The organism is Enterobacter cloacae complex sp. 342H5, assembly GCF_050030905.1.
GTDB lineage: Bacteria > Pseudomonadota > Gammaproteobacteria > Enterobacterales > Enterobacteriaceae > Enterobacter > Enterobacter intestinihominis.
On sequence record NZ_JBLGVB010000001.1, the window covers coordinates 1,727,842 to 1,747,271 of the forward strand.

Annotated in this window: 14 protein-coding genes, 1 tRNA gene and 1 other RNA gene; 9 read left to right on the plus strand and 7 right to left on the minus strand. The window is 56.4% G+C overall.

Going from position 1 to position 19,430, the window contains the following annotated elements:
• Positions 1-189 precede the first annotated feature (189 nt).
• A complete protein-coding gene (gene rutR / locus ACQG03_RS08280) occupies positions 190-828 on the plus strand; it encodes an HTH-type transcriptional regulator RutR (protein ID WP_022647683.1) in 639 nt (212 codons plus the stop codon).
• A gap of 491 nt (positions 829-1,319) precedes the next feature.
• Here the strand turns inward: rutR and ACQG03_RS08285 are convergent, their stop codons facing one another.
• Together ACQG03_RS08285 and putA are read right to left on the minus strand one after the other, a co-directional pair.
• On the minus strand, positions 1,320-1,712 hold the full coding sequence (locus tag ACQG03_RS08285; protein WP_038415806.1) for a lysozyme inhibitor LprI family protein: 393 nt from the start codon (positions 1,710-1,712) through the stop codon (positions 1,320-1,322).
• A gap of 101 nt (positions 1,713-1,813) precedes the next feature.
• The gene (putA, locus tag ACQG03_RS08290; RefSeq protein WP_063163653.1) at positions 1,814-5,776 is read right to left on the minus strand and encodes a trifunctional transcriptional regulator/proline dehydrogenase/L-glutamate gamma-semialdehyde dehydrogenase; all 3,963 of its coding nucleotides are present in this window, start codon (positions 5,774-5,776) and stop codon (positions 1,814-1,816) included.
• A gap of 422 nt (positions 5,777-6,198) precedes the next feature.
• On the opposite strand from putA, the gene putP reads away from it, so the two are divergent.
• Positions 6,199-7,707, plus strand: coding sequence for a sodium/proline symporter PutP (gene putP / locus ACQG03_RS08295; RefSeq protein WP_022647686.1), 1,509 nt, complete (start codon positions 6,199-6,201; stop codon positions 7,705-7,707).
• A 72-nt stretch (positions 7,708-7,779) separates the two neighbouring features.
• On the plus strand, positions 7,780-8,199 hold the full coding sequence (locus tag ACQG03_RS08300; protein ID WP_023305840.1) for a DUF3574 domain-containing protein: 420 nt from the start codon (positions 7,780-7,782) through the stop codon (positions 8,197-8,199).
• A gap of 82 nt (positions 8,200-8,281) precedes the next feature.
• Here the strand turns inward: ACQG03_RS08300 and ACQG03_RS08305 are convergent, their stop codons facing one another.
• On the minus strand, positions 8,282-9,466 hold the full coding sequence (locus ACQG03_RS08305; RefSeq protein ID WP_063163652.1) for a NupC/NupG family nucleoside CNT transporter: 1,185 nt from the start codon (positions 9,464-9,466) through the stop codon (positions 8,282-8,284).
• Between the two features lie 251 nt (positions 9,467-9,717).
• Here ACQG03_RS08305 and efeU point away from each other — a divergent pair, with 251 nt between their 5' ends.
• The 5 genes from efeU to ACQG03_RS08330 all read left to right on the plus strand — a co-directional run bounded on the left by efeU (position 9,718) and on the right by ACQG03_RS08330 (position 16,223).
• Positions 9,718-10,551: an iron uptake transporter permease EfeU gene (gene efeU, locus ACQG03_RS08310; RefSeq protein ID WP_032624499.1), complete on the plus strand. Its 834-nt coding sequence runs from the start codon at positions 9,718-9,720 to the stop codon at positions 10,549-10,551.
• Between the two features lie 41 nt (positions 10,552-10,592).
• A complete protein-coding gene (gene efeO, locus ACQG03_RS08315; protein ID WP_063163651.1) occupies positions 10,593-11,720 on the plus strand; it encodes an iron uptake system protein EfeO in 1,128 nt (375 codons plus the stop codon).
• A 3-nt stretch (positions 11,721-11,723) separates the two neighbouring features.
• Complete coding sequence (efeB, locus tag ACQG03_RS08320) at positions 11,724-13,007, plus strand: iron uptake transporter deferrochelatase/peroxidase subunit (RefSeq protein ID WP_063163650.1); 1,284 nt, start codon at positions 11,724-11,726, stop codon at positions 13,005-13,007.
• Between the two features lie 499 nt (positions 13,008-13,506).
• Positions 13,507-14,298 carry a phosphate starvation-inducible protein PhoH gene (gene phoH, locus ACQG03_RS08325; RefSeq protein ID WP_017384762.1) on the plus strand — a complete coding sequence of 264 codons (792 nt, stop codon included), beginning with the start codon at positions 13,507-13,509 and terminating at the stop codon, positions 14,296-14,298.
• 419 nt (positions 14,299-14,717) lie between these two features.
• Positions 14,718-16,223 (plus strand): alanine/glycine:cation symporter family protein, encoded by a 1,506-nt coding sequence (locus ACQG03_RS08330; protein WP_063163649.1) that lies wholly within the window; start codon positions 14,718-14,720, stop codon positions 16,221-16,223.
• Between the two features lie 212 nt (positions 16,224-16,435).
• Here the strand turns inward: ACQG03_RS08330 and ACQG03_RS08335 are convergent.
• The 4 genes from ACQG03_RS08335 to ACQG03_RS08350 form a co-directional block, all read right to left on the minus strand.
• Positions 16,436-16,573, minus strand: a non-coding RNA gene (locus ACQG03_RS08335) — RtT sRNA.
• A 45-nt stretch (positions 16,574-16,618) separates the two neighbouring features.
• Positions 16,619-16,706 (minus strand) — tRNA-Ser (locus tag ACQG03_RS08340).
• Between the two features lie 137 nt (positions 16,707-16,843).
• Entirely contained in the window at positions 16,844-17,521 is a 678-nt protein-coding gene (locus tag ACQG03_RS08345; RefSeq protein ID WP_003858068.1) for an isochorismatase family protein, read from the minus strand.
• A gap of 20 nt (positions 17,522-17,541) precedes the next feature.
• Positions 17,542-18,402, minus strand: coding sequence for a pirin family protein (locus tag ACQG03_RS08350; RefSeq protein WP_022647694.1), 861 nt, complete (start codon positions 18,400-18,402; stop codon positions 17,542-17,544).
• 109 nt (positions 18,403-18,511) lie between these two features.
• Between ACQG03_RS08350 and ACQG03_RS08355 the strand changes: the two genes are divergently transcribed.
• Positions 18,512-19,417, plus strand: a complete 906-nt coding sequence (locus ACQG03_RS08355; protein ID WP_023299771.1) for a LysR family transcriptional regulator — start codon at positions 18,512-18,514, stop codon at positions 19,415-19,417.
• Positions 19,418-19,430: the final 13 nt, after the last annotated feature.

A 19,430-nucleotide genomic window follows, 5' to 3' on the forward strand; every position in this document is an offset into this window, starting at 1 on the left:
CAGTTTTGAAAAATACTTTGTTATTAGGGTGTTAACTGGTGGTTGTTAAATTTAACAGCGAAAATGTGGACTAAGTGGTCAAAATCATTGCACAGAAAACAGGCACTCATGCGCGCTGAGGGTGCAGAAGGTCGTGGCGAGACGGGGGTTTTGCTATGCTGAGCGCAGGACAGAAAATGGAGAGCGAAAATGACACAAGGCGCAGTGAAAACACCCGGTAAACGTTCGCAGGCGGTGAGCGCCAAGAAACAGGCGATCCTCAGCGCCGCGCTGGAGACATTTTCGCAGTTTGGTATTCACGGTACACGCCTTGAGCAGGTGGCGGAGCAGGCCGGGGTGTCCAAGACCAATCTGCTCTACTACTACCCGTCGAAAGAGGCGCTATATGTGGCGGTGATGCAGCAGATCCTGGATATCTGGCTCGCACCGCTTAAAGCATTTCGCGAAGAGCTGGCCCCGCTGGTGGCGATAGAGGAGTACATACGCCTGAAGCTGGAGGTATCGCGTGATTATCCCCAGGCATCGAGGCTGTTTTGTCTGGAGATGTTACAGGGCGCGCCGCTGTTGCAGGCGGAGCTGACGGGAGATCTAAAGCAGCTGGTGGACGAAAAATCGGCCATTATTGCCGGATGGGTCGCCAGCGGAAAACTGGCGCCCGTCGATCCGCAGCATCTGATTTTCATGATTTGGGCCTCAACCCAGCACTACGCTGACTTCGCGGCCCAGGTCGAGGCGGTAACCGGTAAAACGCTCCAGGACGAGGCGTTTTTCCAGAGCACCCTGGAAAACGTGCAGCGGATGATTATCGAAGGGATCCGTGTGCGCTAATTTCCCTCACCCTAACCCTCTCCCTGTGGGCTGAGGGATCCCCAGTAATTTTTTTATGCAGAAGCAATAAAGTTGCTTTCTAAATGACTGAGGGCTGTCAGCGATGCCCTGGTCCGGCTGTAAATCGCTGAGGCGTTTGCCTTCCGGCCGGGGCGAGGCGCAGGGATGCGCCGAGAGGGCGGCTTTACAGGGACGTTGCCTCCGCCCGTACCCGATAAGCCGGAAGGAATAAGCCGAGGGCACCGCGAAGCGGCGATTTACCGCCGGGAGCCCGGGTCGCCAGGGTGGTGGCGACTGAGCCACCCTGGCACGTTCACCGGTCATGTCGTTACAGAGTAGCAAGGAACATAAAGTGAACGGAATGACCACCACCGCCGTATATTCCCCTCACCCTAACCCTCTCCCCGGAGGGGCGAGGGGATTGCTCAGTGCTCGCATTAATTTGTGGGGAACCCTCGGCCCTGTGGGAGAGGGAATAGTTCAGTGCCGCGTCAGCCCGGCGGGAGGGGACAGCTTAAGTCGCCTTCTTCACACTGCATCAGCGTGGCCAGAAACGCTTCGCGCTCCACGGTTTTTTCCGCCAGACACTGGTTCACAATCATTGGCTGAACGCTCCCGCCTTCCGTACCCGAACCGATAAACGCACAGTCCGCGTCGCGCAGGCTGATCCACGCCTGCTGCGCCTTTTTCAGCAGATCGCGCTGAGGTGCAGCCGCACGTTTGATGGCGGCCTGATAGGTCTCGTTGAGCTTTTTATCGGCGGCCTGGTACTGCTGCGCGCTACAGGTGTTCAGTTCGAGCTGGGTGGTCGCGTTGTTGCACTCGTCGGCAAGCGCGCTGGCGCTCATGAGCAGGGCTGCGCCTGCGAGAAATACTCTTTTCATCATTCCCTCCGTGTAAAAAAGCCGGATGCGCTGCGCTTATCCGGCCTACGGTGATTTTGTAGCCCCGGTAAGCGTAGCGTCACCGGGGAAAGTTTACACGATTAACCGATTGTCATCAGGCTGGCGTTACCGCCTGCCGCCGCGGTGTTGACGCTGAGCGAGCGCTCCACGTACAGACGCTCCAGCAGCAGGTTGGTTTCCCCGCGCGCAAAGCCCTGCACGGAAACGATGGCACCGCTGCGGGCCGCAACCTGCTCACACAGTTCGCGCAGCTGGTCGGAATCACCGTGGTAGATCACCGCGTCAAACGGCTGGGTCAGCAGGGCATCGGCCTTCGCAAAGCGAATGCGAGCCGAGACCGCTTTTGGCAACTGTTTGGCGAGGTCGCGATGCAGCGCATCTTCCGGCCACAGCACCTCACAGCCCGTTGCTGTAGCGGCTGCCAGCTGCACCAGCGCATCCTGCTCGTCATCCGCCATGCACAGCACACGCTCGCGCGGCATCAGCGTCCAGGTGTTGCGCTCACCGGTTGGACCCGGCAGCAGGCGCTGGGTACCGGCCTGCGCCAGCTCGCCGTACTGCTGCGCAATTGCACGCAGTTCAGGGCGGTTTTCTGCCCACTTAATCAGCGCGTCCAGCGGCTGGGTCAGCACGGTTTTCACCTGCGCATCCACCGGATAGTCCGCGTCCTGACGCGCCAGCGTCACGCCCAGCGCATTTTCCGGACGGTTAGCCAGCAGACGGTACAGATAGAGCGGACCGCCCGCTTTCGGGCCGGTGCCGGAGAGACCTTCACCGCCGAACGGCTGCACGCCCACGACCGCGCCAACCATGTTGCGGTTGACGTACAGGTTGCCGACTTTAGCATTGCCGGTCACCTGGGCAATGGTTTCGTCGATACGGGTATGCACGCCAAGCGTCAGGCCGTAACCCGAGGCGTTGATCTGATCGATCAGCTCGTTGAGGTTGTTACGGTTGTAGCGCACCACGTGCAGTACCGGACCGAAGACCTCTTTTTTCAGCTCGTCGAAGCTTGCCAGCTCAATCAGCGTTGGCGGCACGAAGGTGCCGGTCTGCCACTCGCGGGCATCTTCACTGTTCTCACGCACCGCCTGGAACACCGGACGGCCTTTGGCACGCATGGTCTGAATGTGGTTTTCGATGTTGGCTTTGGCTTCCGCGTCGATCACCGGCCCGATATCGGTGGTGAGACGGCCCGGGTTGCCCATGCGGCATTCCGCCATCGCACCGCGTAGCATCTTCAGCGTGTGGTCAGCCACGTCATCCTGTAAGCACAGCACGCGCAGGGCGGAACAGCGTTGACCCGCGCTGTCGAAGGCAGAGGCCAGCACGTCAACGACGACCTGCTCAGTGAGCGCGGAGGAGTCCACGATCATGGCGTTCATGCCGCCGGTTTCAGCGATCAGCGGCGTTGGACGGCCCTGCGCATCCAGACGGGTGGCGATGTTGCGTTGCAGCAGGGAGGCTACTTCGGTCGAACCGGTAAACATCACGCCGCGCACGCGGTTATCGGAGGTCAGTTTGGCACCCACCGTTTCACCGCGCCCCGGCAACAGCTGCACCACGCCCGCCGGTACGCCCGCTTCCAGCAAAATGTTAATGCCCTGAGCGGCAATCAGCGGAGTCTGCTCTGCCGGTTTTGCCAGCACGCTGTTGCCTGCGGCAAGGGCCGCGGCAATCTGGCCGGTGAAGATTGCCAGCGGGAAGTTCCACGGGCTGATACAGACCACCGGGCCGAGCGGACGGTGCGTTTCGTTGTCGAAATCATCACGCACCTGACCGGCGTAGTAGTGCAGGAAGTCGACCGCCTCACGCACTTCGGCGATGGCGTTGCTGAAGGTTTTACCCGCTTCACGCACCAGAATGCCGATAAGCTGCTGCATCTGATCTTCCATCAGCACCGCCGCGCGTTCCAGAATGGCGGCACGCTCCTGCGGCGGGGTGGCAAACCAGATTGGCGCGTTGTTCACCGCGCTCTCCAAAGCCTGATCCACTTCCGCTTCTGTGGCTTCGCGCACGTAGCCGACGATATCCTTCGGCTCTGCCGGGTTGATCACCGGCTGCATTTCACCGTCTTCAACGGACTGCTCAAGGATCGGTTTGGCCTGCCACTTCTGCAATGCGCTGTTAAGCAGGGCAGAAGAGAGCGACGCCAGACGGTGTTCGTTGGCGAGATCCAGACCCGCCGAGTTGACGCGACCTGCACCATACAGCTCGCGCGGCAGGGCAATCTTCGGATGCGGCAGACCAATTTGGCCTTCCTGCGCCGCCATCTTCTCTACGGCCTGTACCGGATCGGCCACCAGTTCGTCCAGCGGCAGGGTGGTATCGGCGATGCGGTTAACGAAGGAGGTGTTCGCCCCGTTCTCCAGCAGACGACGCACCAGGTAGGCCAGCAGGGTTTCGTGGGTACCTACCGGGGCATAAATACGGCACGGACGGTTCAGCTTGCCGTCGGCCACTTTACCGGTCACCTGCTCGTACAGCGGTTCACCCATGCCATGCAGACACTGGAACTCGTACTGGCCCGGATAGTAGTTCTGACCCGCCAGGCTGTAGATCGCCGCCAGGGTGTGGGCGTTGTGGGTGGCGAACTGCGGATAAATCAGGTTCGGCACGCCGAGCAGTTTTTTCGCGCAGGCGAGGTAAGAGACGTCGGTGTAGACCTTGCGGGTATAGACCGGATAGCCTTCCAGACCTTCCATCTGGGCGCGTTTGATTTCGCTGTCCCAGTAGGCGCCCTTCACCAGACGGATCATCAGGCGGCGACGGCTGCGGCTGGCCAGGTCAATCAGGTAGTCAATGACGAACGGGCAGCGTTTCTGGTAGGCCTGGATAACGAAACCAATCCCGTTCCAGCCCGCCAGCTCCGGCTCGAAGCACAGTTTTTCCAGCAGATCGAGGGAGATCTCCAGACGATCCGCCTCTTCGGCGTCGATGTTGATGCCGATGTCATACTGGCGCGCCAGCAGGGTCAGGGACTTCAGGCGCGGGTAGAGTTCTTCCATCACCCGGTCGTACTGCGCGCGGCTGTAGCGCGGGTGCAGGGCGGAAAGCTTGATAGAGATGCCTGGCCCTTCATAAATACCGCGACCGTTGGACGCTTTACCGATGGCGTGGATCGCCTGCTGGTAAGAGACCATGTAGGCCTGCGCGTCGGCGGCGGTCAGCGCCGCTTCGCCCAGCATGTCGTAGGAGTAGCGGAAGCCTTTGTCTTCCAGCTTGCGGGCGTTCGCCAGCGCTTCGGCAATGGTTTCCCCGGTGACGAACTGCTCGCCCATCAGGCGCATTGCCATGTCCACGCCCTTGCGGATCAGCGGCTCGCCGCTCTTGCCGATAATACGGTTCAGGGAGCGCGACAGGTTGGCTTCGTTATGGGTGGAGACCAGCTTGCCGGTAAACAGCAGGCCCCAGGTGGCGGCGTTCACAAACAGGGACGGGCTGCGGCCAATGTGGGAGTGCCAGTTGCCGTTGCTGATTTTGTCGCGGATAAGGGCATCGCGGGTGGCTTTATCCGGAATACGCAGCAGCGCTTCCGCCAGACACATCAGCGCCACGCCTTCCTGCGAGGAGAGGGAGAACTCCTGCAACAGACCCTGCACCATACCGGCGCGTCCGCTGGCGGTTTTCTGATTACGCAGCTTGTCGGCGAGCTGATACGCCAGGCTGTGCGCCTGAGCGGCAACGGCTTCCGGCAGGCGCGCCTGCTCCAGCAGCATCGGCACGGCGTCGGTTTCGGCACGGCGATAGGCGCCGGTAATGGCGGCGCGGCTGACGGACTGCGGCAGGATCTGCTCGGCAAATTCCAGGAACGGCTGGTGGTTCTCATCAGCGGCCGTCGCGGCCTCTTCGCCTTCGTTCGCAGCGCCCGCCAGCAGGGCAGGCAGCTCCGGCAGACCTTCTTCACTCTCCAGTCTTTCCAGATAGTTAAAAATCGCCTGCTTGATTAACCAGTGCGGCGTGCGGTCGATACGGGTCGCAGCGGTTTTAATCCGTTCGCGGGTAGCGTCATCCAGCTTAACCCCCATGGTGGTCATCCCCATGCCAAAACTCCTGTTGTTCTGTAATAGCGTTCTGTTGATAGCGTGAAATATCCACCATGTTGCAACTTTGTGCAACCGTGTTAAATGTGACCTGGTCTGCAAGCTGGAAAATGAATGGATTGTTAACGATTAGTTAGCTGTGAAAAAGAACGCGCGGCGGTTTCTGAGCCCAGTTTTTATGCGGTGCTTAACACTTTTTAAAGGTGCAACCCATAAAAGCGTGAGCGAGTGCAACCTATAGGAAAGACGTATAAAACCAGGGATGAAATTCATGTAAATGCAGTGTTAAATCGTTTGTCAGTGGGATGCGTATACGGCAGGATAGCGCGCCCAACGGAAACACATACACACATCACTACGTTCCGGTGATGACATAACAAGGCAGCCCGGACGGCTGTCGCTCGACATTTTGGAGAATTTGAATGGCTATTAGCACACCGATGCTGGTGACATTTCTCGTTTATATTTTTGGCATGATCCTGATAGGGTTTTTGGCATGGCGTTCCACTAAAAACTTTGACGACTACATCCTCGGCGGGCGCAGCTTGGGCCCGATGGTCACCGCACTCTCAGCGGGCGCATCCGACATGAGCGGCTGGCTGCTGATGGGGCTGCCGGGCGCGATTTTCATCTCCGGTATCTCCGAAAGCTGGATCGCCATCGGCCTGACCGTTGGCGCATGGATCAACTGGAAGCTGGTAGCAGGCCGTCTGCGTGTGCATACCGAAGCCAACAACAACGCCCTGACGCTGCCGGATTACTTCACCGGACGCTTTGAAGATAACAGCCGCATATTGCGTATTATCTCTGCGGTGGTGATCCTGCTGTTCTTCACCATCTACTGTGCCTCCGGCATTGTGGCGGGCGCGCGCCTGTTCGAAAGCACCTTCGGCATGAGCTATGAAACGGCGCTGTGGGCCGGTGCGGCCGCGACCATCCTCTATACCTTCGTGGGCGGATTCCTGGCGGTAAGCTGGACCGATACCGTGCAGGCGAGTCTGATGATTTTCGCCCTGATCCTGACCCCAATAATTGTGATTTTTACCGTCGGCGGCTTTGGCGAATCGCTGGAAGTGATCAAGCAGAAGAGCATCGAAAACGTCGATATGCTGAAAGGGCTGAACTTCGTGGCCATCGTCTCCCTGATGGGCTGGGGCCTGGGCTACTTCGGTCAGCCGCACATTCTGGCGCGCTTTATGGCGGCGGATTCTCACCACACCATCGTTCACGCGCGTCGCATCAGCATGACGTGGATGATCCTGTGTCTGGCGGGGGCGTGCGCGGTCGGTTTCTTCGGTATCGCCTACTTCAACAACAACCCGGCGCAGGCGGGCGCGGTGAACCAGAACGCCGAGCGCGTGTTCATCGAGCTGGCGCAGATCCTGTTCAACCCGTGGATTGCCGGTATCCTGCTCTCCGCGATCCTGGCGGCAGTCATGTCCACCCTGAGCTGTCAGCTGCTGGTGTGCTCCAGTGCCATCACCGAAGACCTCTACAAAGCGTTCCTGCGTAAGGGCGCGAGCCAGAAAGAGTTAGTGTGGGTAGGGCGTTTTATGGTGCTGCTGGTGGCGCTGGTGGCGATTGCGCTGGCGGCTAACCCGGAAAACCGCGTGCTGGGGCTGGTGAGCTACGCGTGGGCGGGCTTTGGCGCCGCATTTGGTCCGGTGGTGCTGTTCTCCGTTCTGTGGTCACGCATGACCCGCAACGGCGCGCTGGCGGGGATGATCATCGGTGCGGTTACTGTTATCGTCTGGAAACAGTTCGCGTGGCTGGGCCTGTACGAAATTATCCCGGGCTTCATCTTCGGCAGCCTCGGTATTGTGGTATTTAGCCTGCTGGGTAAAGCGCCGTCTGCATCTATGCAGAAGCGCTTTGCGGAAGCGGATGCGCATTACCACTCAGCGCCGCCGTCTAAGCTCCAGGCTGAGTAATTTCCCCCTCACCCTAACCCTCTCCCCGGTGGGGAGAGGGGATAGTCCTTTCACCTATGTGAGTCTTCATCAATGAGAATTAAAACAGGGCTAATGGTGGCAGCATTCGTGATGCTGGCGGGCTGTAACGCACCCGCGCAGCATGCGGCGGTGGAAACCTGCAAAGCAGAAAATCAGATGCAGCAAACCACGCTCTATTTCGGCTTAAACCGTCCTGCCGGGGCGCAAATTACAGGCAACGAATGGCAGCAGTTTGTCGACCAGGACGTGACGCCGCGCTTTCGCGATGGCTTAACGGTGTTTGATGCCCGTGGTCAGTGGCTGGGTAACGACGGCAAGGTGGCGCGCGAGCCGAGCAAGGCGCTGATGCTGATCCACGGCAAAGACGCGCAGAGCGAGAAAAACATTGAGGCTTTACGCGGTATTTATAAATCCCGCTTCGCACAGGAGTCGGTGATGCGGGTCGACCAGCCGGTGTGCGTACAGTTTTAATAAAAAACGGCGGGAAATCCCGCCGTTGTTGTATCGTAGGCCCGTGTAAGCGAAGCGCCGCCGGGCATTAACCGCACAAAACTTACAACACCAACCCCGCAAAGCTCGCCGACAGCAAACTCACCAGCGTTGCCCCGTACACCAGGCGTAAACCAAACCGCGACACCACATTACCCTGTTGCTCGTTCAGGCCTTTTATTGCCCCCGCCACAATACCAATGGAGGCAAAGTTAGCGAACGACACCAGGAACACTGACAAAATCCCCAGTCCGCGCGGTGACATTTGGTGGGCTATTTTTTGCAGCTCGATCATCGCCACAAATTCATTCGCCACCAGTTTGGTTGCCATAATACTGCCCGCGCTTAAGGCATCGCTCAGCGGAATACCAATAAGCCACGCCAGCGGATAAAACACGTAACCCAGAATCTGCTGGAAGCTCAGGCCAAATACGCTGGCGAAGAGGGCATTAACGGCGCTAATAAGGGCGATAAAGCCAATCAGCATCGCCAGAATAATCATCGCCACCTTAAAACCGGCCAGAATATATTCGCCCAGCATTTCAAAGAAGCTCTGGGATTCATGCAGCTTTTCCAGTTTGATATCGGGTTCGGCTTCCGGGCGGGCCGGGTTAATGACCGAAAGGATAATAAAGGTGCTGAACATGTTCAGGATCAGTGCCGCGACGACAAATCTGGCGTCGAGCATGGTCATATAGGCACCGACAATCGACAGCGAAACCGTCGACATCGCCGTTGCAGCCATCGTAAACAGGCGGCGTGAGGAGAGATCGCCCAACACGCCCTTGTAGGCAATGAAGTTTTCAGACTGACCGAGTATCAGTGAGCTCACCGCGTTAAAGGATTCCAGCTTGCCCATGCCGTTCAGTTTTGACAGCAGCGTCCCGATAACCCGAATAAAGATCGGCAGAATACGCCAGTGCTGCAGAATACCAATCAGCGCCGAGATAAAAATAATGGGGCAGAGCACGCCAAGGAAAATGAACGCCAGCCCTTTTTCACCCATCCCGCCAAAGACAAAATTCGTCCCTTCGGCAGCGAATTTAAGCAGTGACTCAAAGAAACCGGAGACATGTTTAATAATGAACAGGCCGCTTTCTGCATGCAGAAAAAAGAATGCCAGCGCGATTTCAATCACGATCAGCTGTAAAACGAAACGAATGCGAATTTTTCGGCGGTCGAAACTCACCAGCCAGGCAAGCGCAAGAATAATCACCAGCGCCAGCAGGAAATGGACAATTTTAAACATGGTTTATTTTCAGTTGGTTTTCGAGGCGGACATTTAGCCACAGCCCCGGTTAACCGTAAATGGGCATTTTCGTTATACCTTATAAACGCAACGGTTACTCAGGCAATTATTATTCCGCAATGCGTTTACATCTGGTCATCAAAACTCCACATATTTCGCTTGTTTTTCTTGTAGCCGTAATGATAATCACTATCACAAGAATTTACCTTTCTTTGCATCAGTTGACCGCGATAAACATTTAAGGTGTCTGCATGTTTGTTCCTTTTCTCATTATGTTACGTGAAGGCCTTGAAGCGGCCCTGATTGTTAGCCTTATCGCCAGTTATCTGAAGCGCACCCAGCGTGGACGCTGGATCGGCGTGATGTGGGTTGGCGTCTTCCTGGCCGCGGCGCTCTGCCTGGGGCTGGGTATTCTTATCAACGAAACCACCGGTGAATTTCCTCAGAAAGAGCAAGAGCTTTTTGAAGGCATTGTTGCCGTAATAGCGGTGGTGATCCTCACCTGGATGGTGTTCTGGATGCGCAAGGTCTCCCGTAACGTGAAGGTACAGCTGGAGCAGGCGGTGGATAACGCCCTGCAAAAAGGCAACCAACACGGCTGGGCGCTGATCATGATGGTTTTTTTCGCCGTGGCGCGTGAAGGCCTGGAGTCAGTGTTCTTCCTGCTCGCGGCTTTTCAGCAGGACGTGGGCATCTGGCCGCCGCTGGGCGCGATGCTTGGGCTGGCCACGGCGGTTGTGCTTGGCTTCCTGCTCTACTGGGGCGGCATTCGTCTTAACCTGGGCGCGTTCTTCAAGTGGACCAGCCTGTTTATTTTGCTGGTGGCCGCGGGGCTGGCGGCAGGGGCGATCCGCGCCTTCCATGAAGCGGGCCTGTGGAACCACTTCCAGGACGTGGCGTTTGATCTTAGTAACGTTCTCTCCACCCACTCACTGACCGGCACGCTCCTTGAAGGTATCTTCGGTTATCAGGAAACGCCGAGCGTCAGCGAGGTGGCGATGTACTTTATCTATCTTATTCCGGCGCTGGTGCTGTTCTTCATGCCATCGCGCCCCAGCGCTCAGCCGTCGCGTACTGCGCCGTGAAGCGCTTTGTTTAGTTACAACATACTTTAAAGGGAAGAGACATGGCTATTCAATTCCGTCGTAGCGCGTTACAGGTTGGTGTGGCAGCGCTGTTCGCGTCTGCCTTCGCCGCTCAGGCAGCAGATATTCCGCAGGTAAAAGTCACCGTCAACGATAAACAGTGCGAGCCGATGACCATCACGGTTAACAGCGGTAAAACCCAGTTTATTATTCAGAACCACAGCCAGAAGGCGCTGGAGTGGGAGATCCTGAAAGGCGTGATGGTGGTAGAAGAGCGTGAAAATATCGCGCCTGGCTTCAGCCAGAAAATGACCGCTAATCTTCAGCCGGGGGAATATGACATGACCTGCGGCCTGCTGACTAACCCGAAAGGTAAGCTGATCGTCAAAGGCGCAGCGACGGCGGACGCGGCCAAAGGCACCGCGCTGCTGAGCCTCAGCGACGCCATTACCGCCTATAAAGCCTACGTCACCAAAGAGACGGCTGACCTGGTGGCAGGCACCAAAGCCTTTACCGACGCGGTGAAAGCGGGCGATATCGAAAAAGCGAAATCTCTGTATGCGCCTACACGTCAGCACTACGAGCGCATCGAGCCGATTGCCGAGCTGTTCTCTGACCTCGATGGCAGCATTGACGCCCGCGAAGATGACTACGAGCAGAAGGCCGCCGATCCGAAATTCACCGGCTTCCACCGCCTGGAAAAAGCCCTGTTTGGCGATAGCTCCACCAAAGGGATGGAAAAATACGCCGATCAGCTCAACAGCGACGTGCTGGAGCTGCAAAAACGCATCAGCGAGCTGGCCTTCCCGCCGTCGAAAGTGGTGGGTGGTGCTGCGGGTCTGATTGAAGAAGTGGCCGCGAGCAAAATCAGCGGCGAAGAAGATCGCTACAGCCACACCGACCTGTGGGACTTCCAGGCAAACGTCGATGGCGCACAAAAAATTGTCGATCTGCTGCGGCCCCAGCTGCAAAAAGAGAACGGCGAACTGCTGGCGAAAGTGGATGCCAACTTTAAGAAAGTTGACGCCATCCTGGCGAAATACCGTACCAAAGACGGGTTCGAAACCTACGACAAGCTGACCGATGCTGACCGTAACGCGCTGAAAGGCCCGATTACGACGCTGGCGGAAGATCTCTCCCTGCTGCGTGGCGTTCTGGGTCTGGACTAAGCGATGAACAAGCATGATGAGTACGACGTGGCGGAACCTTCCCGACGTCGGTTGTTAAAAGGGGTAGGGGCGCTGGGCGGCGTGTTTGCCCTGGCGGGCGGCTGTCCGGTGGCGCATGCGGCAAAACCGCAAAGTGCCCCCGGCACGCTCTCCCCGGATGCGCGTATGGAAACGCAGCCGTTTTATGGTGAGCACCAGGCAGGAATCCTGACGCCGCAGCAGGCCTCGATGATGCTGGTGGCTTTCGATTCGCTGGCGAGTGATAAGGCTGACCTTGAGCGTCTGTTCAGGCTGTTGACCACGCGCATTGCCTTCCTTACGGCGGGCGGTCCGGCACCGGAAACACCGAATCCGCGCCTGCCGCCGATGGATTCCGGGATCCTCGGGGCGTTTATCGCTCCCGATAATCTGACCATCACCGTGTCGGTGGGGGAATCGCTGTTTGATGATCGCTACGGTCTGGCGAAGCAGAAGCCGAAAGCGCTGCAAAAAATGACGCGATTCCCGAATGACTCTCTCGACGCGGCGTTGTGCCACGGCGATCTGCTGTTGCAGATCTGCGCCAATACCCAGGATACGGTGATCCACGCCCTGCGCGATATCATCAAGCACACCCCGGATCTGCTCAGCGTGCGCTGGAAGCGGGAGGGTTTTATCTCTGACCACGCCGCGCGCAGTAAAGGGAAAGAGACGCCGGTCAACCTGCTGGGCTTCAAAGACGGTACCGCCAACCCGGACAGCAGCAATACCGTGTTGATGAAAAACGTGGTCTGGGTGACGGAGGATCAGGGCGAACCGGCCTGGGCGGTGGGTGGCAGCTATCAGGCGGTGCGTATCATTCAGTTCCACGTGGAGTTCTGGGACCGCACGCCGCTGAAAGAGCAGCAGACGATCTTCGGCCGCGATAAGCAAACCGGCGCACCGCTCGGCATGAAGGACGAGCACGATGAACCCGACTACGCCCGCGATCCGAACGGAGATGTTATCGCGCTGGACAGCCATATTCGTCTCGCCAATCCTCGCACCAAAGAGACCCAGTCCAGCCTGATGATGCGCAGGGGCTACAGCTACTCGTTGGGGGTGACCAATTCCGGTCAGCTTGATATGGGACTGCTGTTTGTCTGCTATCAGCACGATCTGGAGAAAGGGTTCCTCACCGTGCAGAAGCGGCTCAACGGCGAAGCGCTGGAGGAGTACATCAAGCCCATCGGCGGCGGCTATTTCTTTGCCCTGCCCGGCGCGCGTGACGCGAAGACCTGGCTCGCTCAGGGTCTGATAGAAGCCTGATAATCGTCCCTGCGACAGTTCGCGGGGACATTATTTTTCCATATGACTATCTTGTTGTTATATTTCTGTAATATTCATATATGAGACTGATTCCGCTGCAGGAGCAGTCTTAAAGGTTGCATCTAGGTAAAATAAATGTTGCATTTATGATAATTCCTGATGTACTTAAGATAAGACAGCGGTAGTTCCCGGCAGTGATATTGACTCACTATGGAGATCGCGAATGGTTGCGTCCTGTACTGGACAAGGTAAACACATCAACCGCAGCACCCGGCGCGGAGGCTCAGACTCCGGCAGCGATTTCCTCACCACAAAATTCTCCCCTCCACCTCTAAATACGATTTCTACCGACGTGCATAACGGTGCGCGTAGCCGTTCTGTATCGTCATCCGGTAATGCAAGCAATGGCTTACAAGGAAGCCAACCCTCTGATGTTCGTGCGCATAATCGTGCCGATGCTGGCGCGTGTGATGAATACCAACAACTCAAGGTGCTATCCATGGGAAGACAGAAAGCAGTGATCAAAGCTCGTCGCGAAGCAAAACGTGTGCTGAGACGGGATTCACGTAGCCATAAACAGCGTGAAGAAGAATCGGTCACCTCGCTTGTGCAGATGAGCGGCGTAGAATCCATTGGCATGGCGCGGGACAGCCGCGATGCATCGCCAATAGTGGCGCGGAATGAAGCTCAGGCGCACTACCTGAATGCTATCGAGAGTAAACAGCTCATCTTTGCAACCGGGGAAGCCGGATGCGGGAAAACCTGGATCAGTGCCGCCAAAGCGGCGGAGGCGCTGATTCATAAGGACGTGGAAAGGATCATCGTTACCCGTCCGGTACTGCAAGCGGATGAAGATCTGGGCTTCCTGCCCGGCGATATTTCTGAGAAGTTTGCCCCGTACTTCAGGCCCGTCTATGACGTGCTGGTGAAGCGGTTGGGCGCTTCCTTTATGCAGTACTGCCTGCGACCAGAGATTGGCAAGGTGGAAATCGCGCCGTTCGCCTATATGCGCGGACGTACATTTGAAAATGCGGTCGTTATTCTTGACGAGGCTCAGAACGTGACCGCTGCGCAAATGAAGATGTTTTTAACGCGCCTCGGGGAGAACGTGACGGTTATCGTCAACGGCGATATTACCCAGTGTGACCTGCCGTCGGGCGTGAAGTCTGGCCTGAGCGATGCCATGTCACGTTTTGAGGAAGATGAGATGATAGGGGTGGTCCGCTTCACAAAAGAGGACTGCGTCCGCTCAGCGCTGTGTCAACGAACGCTGGAAGTGTACTCCGACTAAGATCATTTCACATTTTAAGTCATTTCTTCCCGGCGTCATGCCGGGAAGCTTCTTTTATTCCCTCTGTTCGCATGGCTTTTTTTAAATCATATTTATTTCCTATAGCATTCAACGGGATTTACGCACCGTTTTGCGGTAATAATAATATTACTGTTAATTTGCCGCGAACGCTTTTTATACAGGTCGCAAAAATGTGATATGTATTTACAATACCCACAAAATACCTGTGAATATAATGATCGCGCTAATTGTTAGGTGAAAATTAAACGTGAATGTTGTCACAGAACATGACTAAGCAGTAAAAATTAAGTTGGTGTCTTTTGGGTAATTATCTATGTTTCGTACTTGTTCAAATTAAATTCTAAGAAGAAACACACCAGGGGATCGTTTCCTCTGGAACATCACGCTGAGGGTCATACATGAACGAACTGGTTAGTGCAATTAACGGTGTTATCTGGAGCCCTGCGTTAATATTTTTATGTCTGGGTGTCGGTCTCTATTTCTCACTGCGTAGTCGTTTTCTGCAATTACGTCATATAAAACATATGATTACCCTGATGTTTCAGGGCGGGGCTACCGATGCCGGCGTATCATCGTTTCAGGCGTTGACGATGACGCTGGCGGGCCGCGTAGGGACAGGGAATATCGCCGGTGTGGCGACCGCCATTACCTTTGGTGGCCCCGGTGCGCTTTTCTGGATGTGGGTAGTGGCATTTTTAGGCGCCAGCTCTGCTTTTGTTGAATCCACGTTAGGTCAGGTTTATAAAGAAAAAATTAACGGCGAATATCGTGGGGGACCTGCCTTTTATATTGAAAAAGGGTTGGGGGTGAAGTGGTACGCATGGTTATTTGCTATTGTGACCATTTTCTCCTGCGGTTTATTACTTCCGGGCGTACAGGCAAACTCAATTGCCGCCAGCCTGGATATTGCCTTCGGTCTTAACCCAAACGTTACGGCGGCAATACTGGCTGTACTGTTAAGCTTCATTATTTTCGGTGGTGTAAAAAGGATCGCCAGCTTTAGTAGTATGGTCGTTCCGTTTATGGCGCTCGGCTATATTATTGTTGCCTGCGTTATTATCGCGATCAATATTGAAAAACTGCCTTCTGTTATCCTGCTGATCTGGAAAAGTGCATTTGGCCTTGAAGCGGGATTTGGCGCTATTCTGGGCCAGGCTATCATGTGGGGCGTTAAACGCGGCGTCTATTCCAACGAGGCGGCGCAGGGTACCGGGCCACATGCCTCCTCGGCAGCAGCCGTAAGTCATCCGGTGAAACAAGGGCTGGTTCAGGCGTTCTCCGTATATATCGACACGCTGTTTGTCTGCTCCGCGACCGGGTTTATGCTGTTGATCACCGGGCTTTATAATGTTCAGGGCGTCGACGGCGCAGCCCTTTATACCGGTATTGCAGGCGTGGCGGCGGGTCCTGGCTATGTGCAGACAGCGATGGAAAGTATGATGCCGGGCTTTGGTAATTACTTTGTCGCCATCGCGCTATTCTTCTTTGCCTTCACCACCATCATTGCCTATTACTATATCGCTGAAACCAATATCGCCTACATCAACCGTAAAATTCACCGTCCGTGGCTGACATTCCTGCTTAAATTATGTCTGATGGCTTCCACGGTATATGGCACAATCCGCACCGCGGATCTGGCATGGGGATTAGGGGATATCGGGGTAGGGCTGATGGCCTGGCTCAACATTATTGCCATTGTCCTCTTGCATAAAAAAGCCTTTGCCAGCCTGAAGGATTATGAAACCCAGAATGCGCAGGGAATTGATCCACAGTTTGATCCGGTTCGGCTTGGGATTAAAAATGCGGATTACTGGCTGGGGGAGCGCAGAGATGAAGAGGGGGGATTGCCGGGGCAGGTTTCTTCTCCTGAAGGAAAGCAGCCGGCGGGGAAGTTGAATAACTGAGGAATAGTTTAAAACGGGCCCGTGCTTATGCGCGGGCTTTTTTTATGGGTGAGGCGGTATCACCCGCACCGGCGGGGATTGACTCGCTTCGCTCTCAGTCTGTCCAACTGGCTGCGCCAGTTGTCGAACCCCGGTCGGGGGTTCTCATCCCCCCGCAGACGTGCACATGCGAAAAAAAAGCCCGCATTTTCATGCGAGCTCTTATTCAAATATGGCGGTGAGGGGGGGATTGACTCGCTTCGCTCGCCCTGCGGGCAGCCTGTTCGCTATGCTCTCAGTCTGTCCAACTGGCTGCCGCCAGTTGTCGAACCCCAGTCGGGGGTTCTCATCCCCCCCTTTTCGGAGAATATAAAAGAAAAAAGCCCGTACTTTCGTACGAGCTCTCATCTTAAATATGGCGGTGAGGGGGGGATTCGAACCCCCGATACGTTGCCGTATACACACTTTCCAGGCGTGCTCCTTCAGCCACTCGGACACCTCACCATATTGTTTTGCTGCCTGACCGCTTAGGGGGCAACGGGGCGCTACTATAGGGAGTTGCGCGAAAGCGGTCAAGCAGATTTTCTGCATTCGTGCCTGTTCGGTTAAGCCTTAATCAGCTTATGGCGCACCGCGCAGGATCAACGCTGCGAATCGAGCACTTCGCTGTTTTTCACGACGTCCTGCGCTTTGCTGTAACTTTCGATCAGCAGCTGGTAGGCAGGGAAGATGTGTGTGTACACCTCTGCCCATTCTCCCGCATCTTCACGGTTCCACGTGCGCTGGATCTCTGAGGCCACTGCCGCTGTGTCCATCGGTACCACGCCTGCCTGCACCACGCGCGCCAGGGTGATCTCTTGCGCCATTTTGCTGTAGGTGCCGGAGGCATCAATCACCGCAAACACTTTATATCCGTCCGCCACCGCGCTGATGGACGGGAAGGCCATGCAAACGCTGGTAATCGTCCCCGCGATAATCAGCGTTTTGCGTCCGGTGGCTTTCACCGCCGCCACGAACTCCGGATTATCCCAGGCGTTGATCTCACCCTTGCGTGCCACATACTGTGCGTGCGGCGCATTGGCGTGGATCTCCGGGATAAGCGGGCCGTTCGGTCCCTGTGGAACCGACGCCGTGGTGATCACCGGGATCTTCGCCAGCGAGGCGATCTTTGCCAGCGCTGCTGCACGAGCGCGCAGCTCAGGCATTGGCATGTCTCCAACAGTCTGGAACAATCCGCTCTGGTGATCGATAAGCAGCATAACGGCATCATTGACGTCAATAACGGGACGTGCACCGTTGAAGTTTGCAGGGGTAGACATAATGCGCTCCTTTATTACGTTTAGATTTGGCCAAAGCGGCCGGAGTTGAAATCGCGAATAGCTTCGGCGATTTCGGTTTTACTGTTCATCACAAACGGGCCATAGCCCACGATGGGTTCATTCAGTGGCTCCCCGGCCATCAGCAACACTTTGGCATCGCTGCTGGCTTCGAGATGCAGCTTGTCGCCGCTCTGACTCAGCACGACCAGCTGCGCCTCACCCGCAGGCGTGGTGCCGTTCACTGTCACGCTGCCCTCAACAACAACCAGCGCCGTGCTCCAGCCTTCGGGCTGATTGAGCGTCAGGTGGCTGCCCTGGTGCAGCGCGAGATCCCATACGTTAAGCGGTGAGAAGGTATGCGCCGGGCCGGTTACCTCTCCAAAGCGGCCAGCAATCACGCGCATTGTTCCGCTGTTATCCGGCAGGGTGACCACCGGGATATCCGCCTGAGTGATGCTCTGGTAGCCAGGCGTCGCCATTTTGTCTTTGGCGGGCAGGTTGACCCACAGCTGCATCATTTTCAGTTCACCGCCTTTCTGCGAGAACGCGCTGGAGTGGAACTCCTCGTGCAAAATGCCTGCGCCTGCCGTCATCCACTGCACATCGCCTGGACCAATAACGCCGCCTCTGCCGGTGGAATCACGGTGCTCAACTTCGCCTGAGTAGACGATGGTCACCGTTTCAAAACCGCGATGAGGATGCTCGCCCACGCCGCGTTTTGCGCCATCCGCCGGGAAGGTATGTGGTCCGGCGTAGTCAAGCAGCAGGAACGGGCTCAGCGGTTCGCCGTGCGTCTGGTAAGAAAACATCGAACGAACCGGAAAACCATCACCGACCCAGTGCGGACGAGGTGCGGTATACACGCCTGTTACGTTTTTCATGATTAACTCCTGATGTCCTGTTGATGTAAATAGCTTATATTCAGGGTTAATATCCCGGTAGATAGCAAAAATGACATTCACTGTTCCTTAAATGGAACAATGGGGGCGTATGCAGGATCTCAATGATTTCGTATGGTTTGTGAAGGTGGTGGAGCATGGCGGCTTTGCGGCGGCGGGGCGGGCGCTCGATCAGCCAAAGTCGAAACTGAGCCGTCGGATTGCGCAGCTGGAAGAACGCCTGGGTGTTCGGTTGATACAACGTACCACGCGGCAGTTTGCGGTGACTGAAGTGGGGCAGACGTTCTATCAGCACTGTAAAGCCATGCTGGTGGAGGCTGAAGCTGCGGAGGAGGCGGTGGCTGCTTTACAGGCTGAGCCGCGCGGTATGGTCAGGATCACTTGCCCCGTAACCCTACTGCACGTTCACGTGGGGCCCATGCTGGCGAGGTTTATGGCGCGCTATCCGGGAATTAACCTCCAGCTTGAAGCCACCAACCGCCGGGTCGATCTGGTGGGGGAGGGGGTGGATGTGGCGATCCGCGTTCGTCCGCGCCCGTTTGATGACAGCGATTTGGTATTAAGGGTGCTGGCGGACAGGGGTCACTGTCTGGTTGCCGGGCCGACACTGATTGAACGGATGGGCAACCCGGCGATGCCTTCTGAGCTCAGCGAATGGCCGGGTTTAAGTATGGGCGCTGGTAAACACCTGCATAAGTGGGAGCTGAGCGGGCCGGAGGGGGCGAAAGCAGACATTCACTTCACGCCGCGCCTGGTGACTACCGATATGCTGGCGCTGCGGGAGGCAGCGATGGCGGGCGTGGGCGTGGTACAGTTGCCCATTTTGATGGTGAAGGATCAGCTGGCTTCAGGTGAGCTTGTTCGGGTGCTGAATGCCTGGGAACCCAGAAGGGAAGTGATCCATGCGGTGTATCCTTCCCGGCGCGGCCTGCTGCCATCGGTCAGGACGCTGGTGGATTTTCTAACCGAAGAATATGCCCGGATGGTGGAGGAGTAACGTTTCCAGGGGA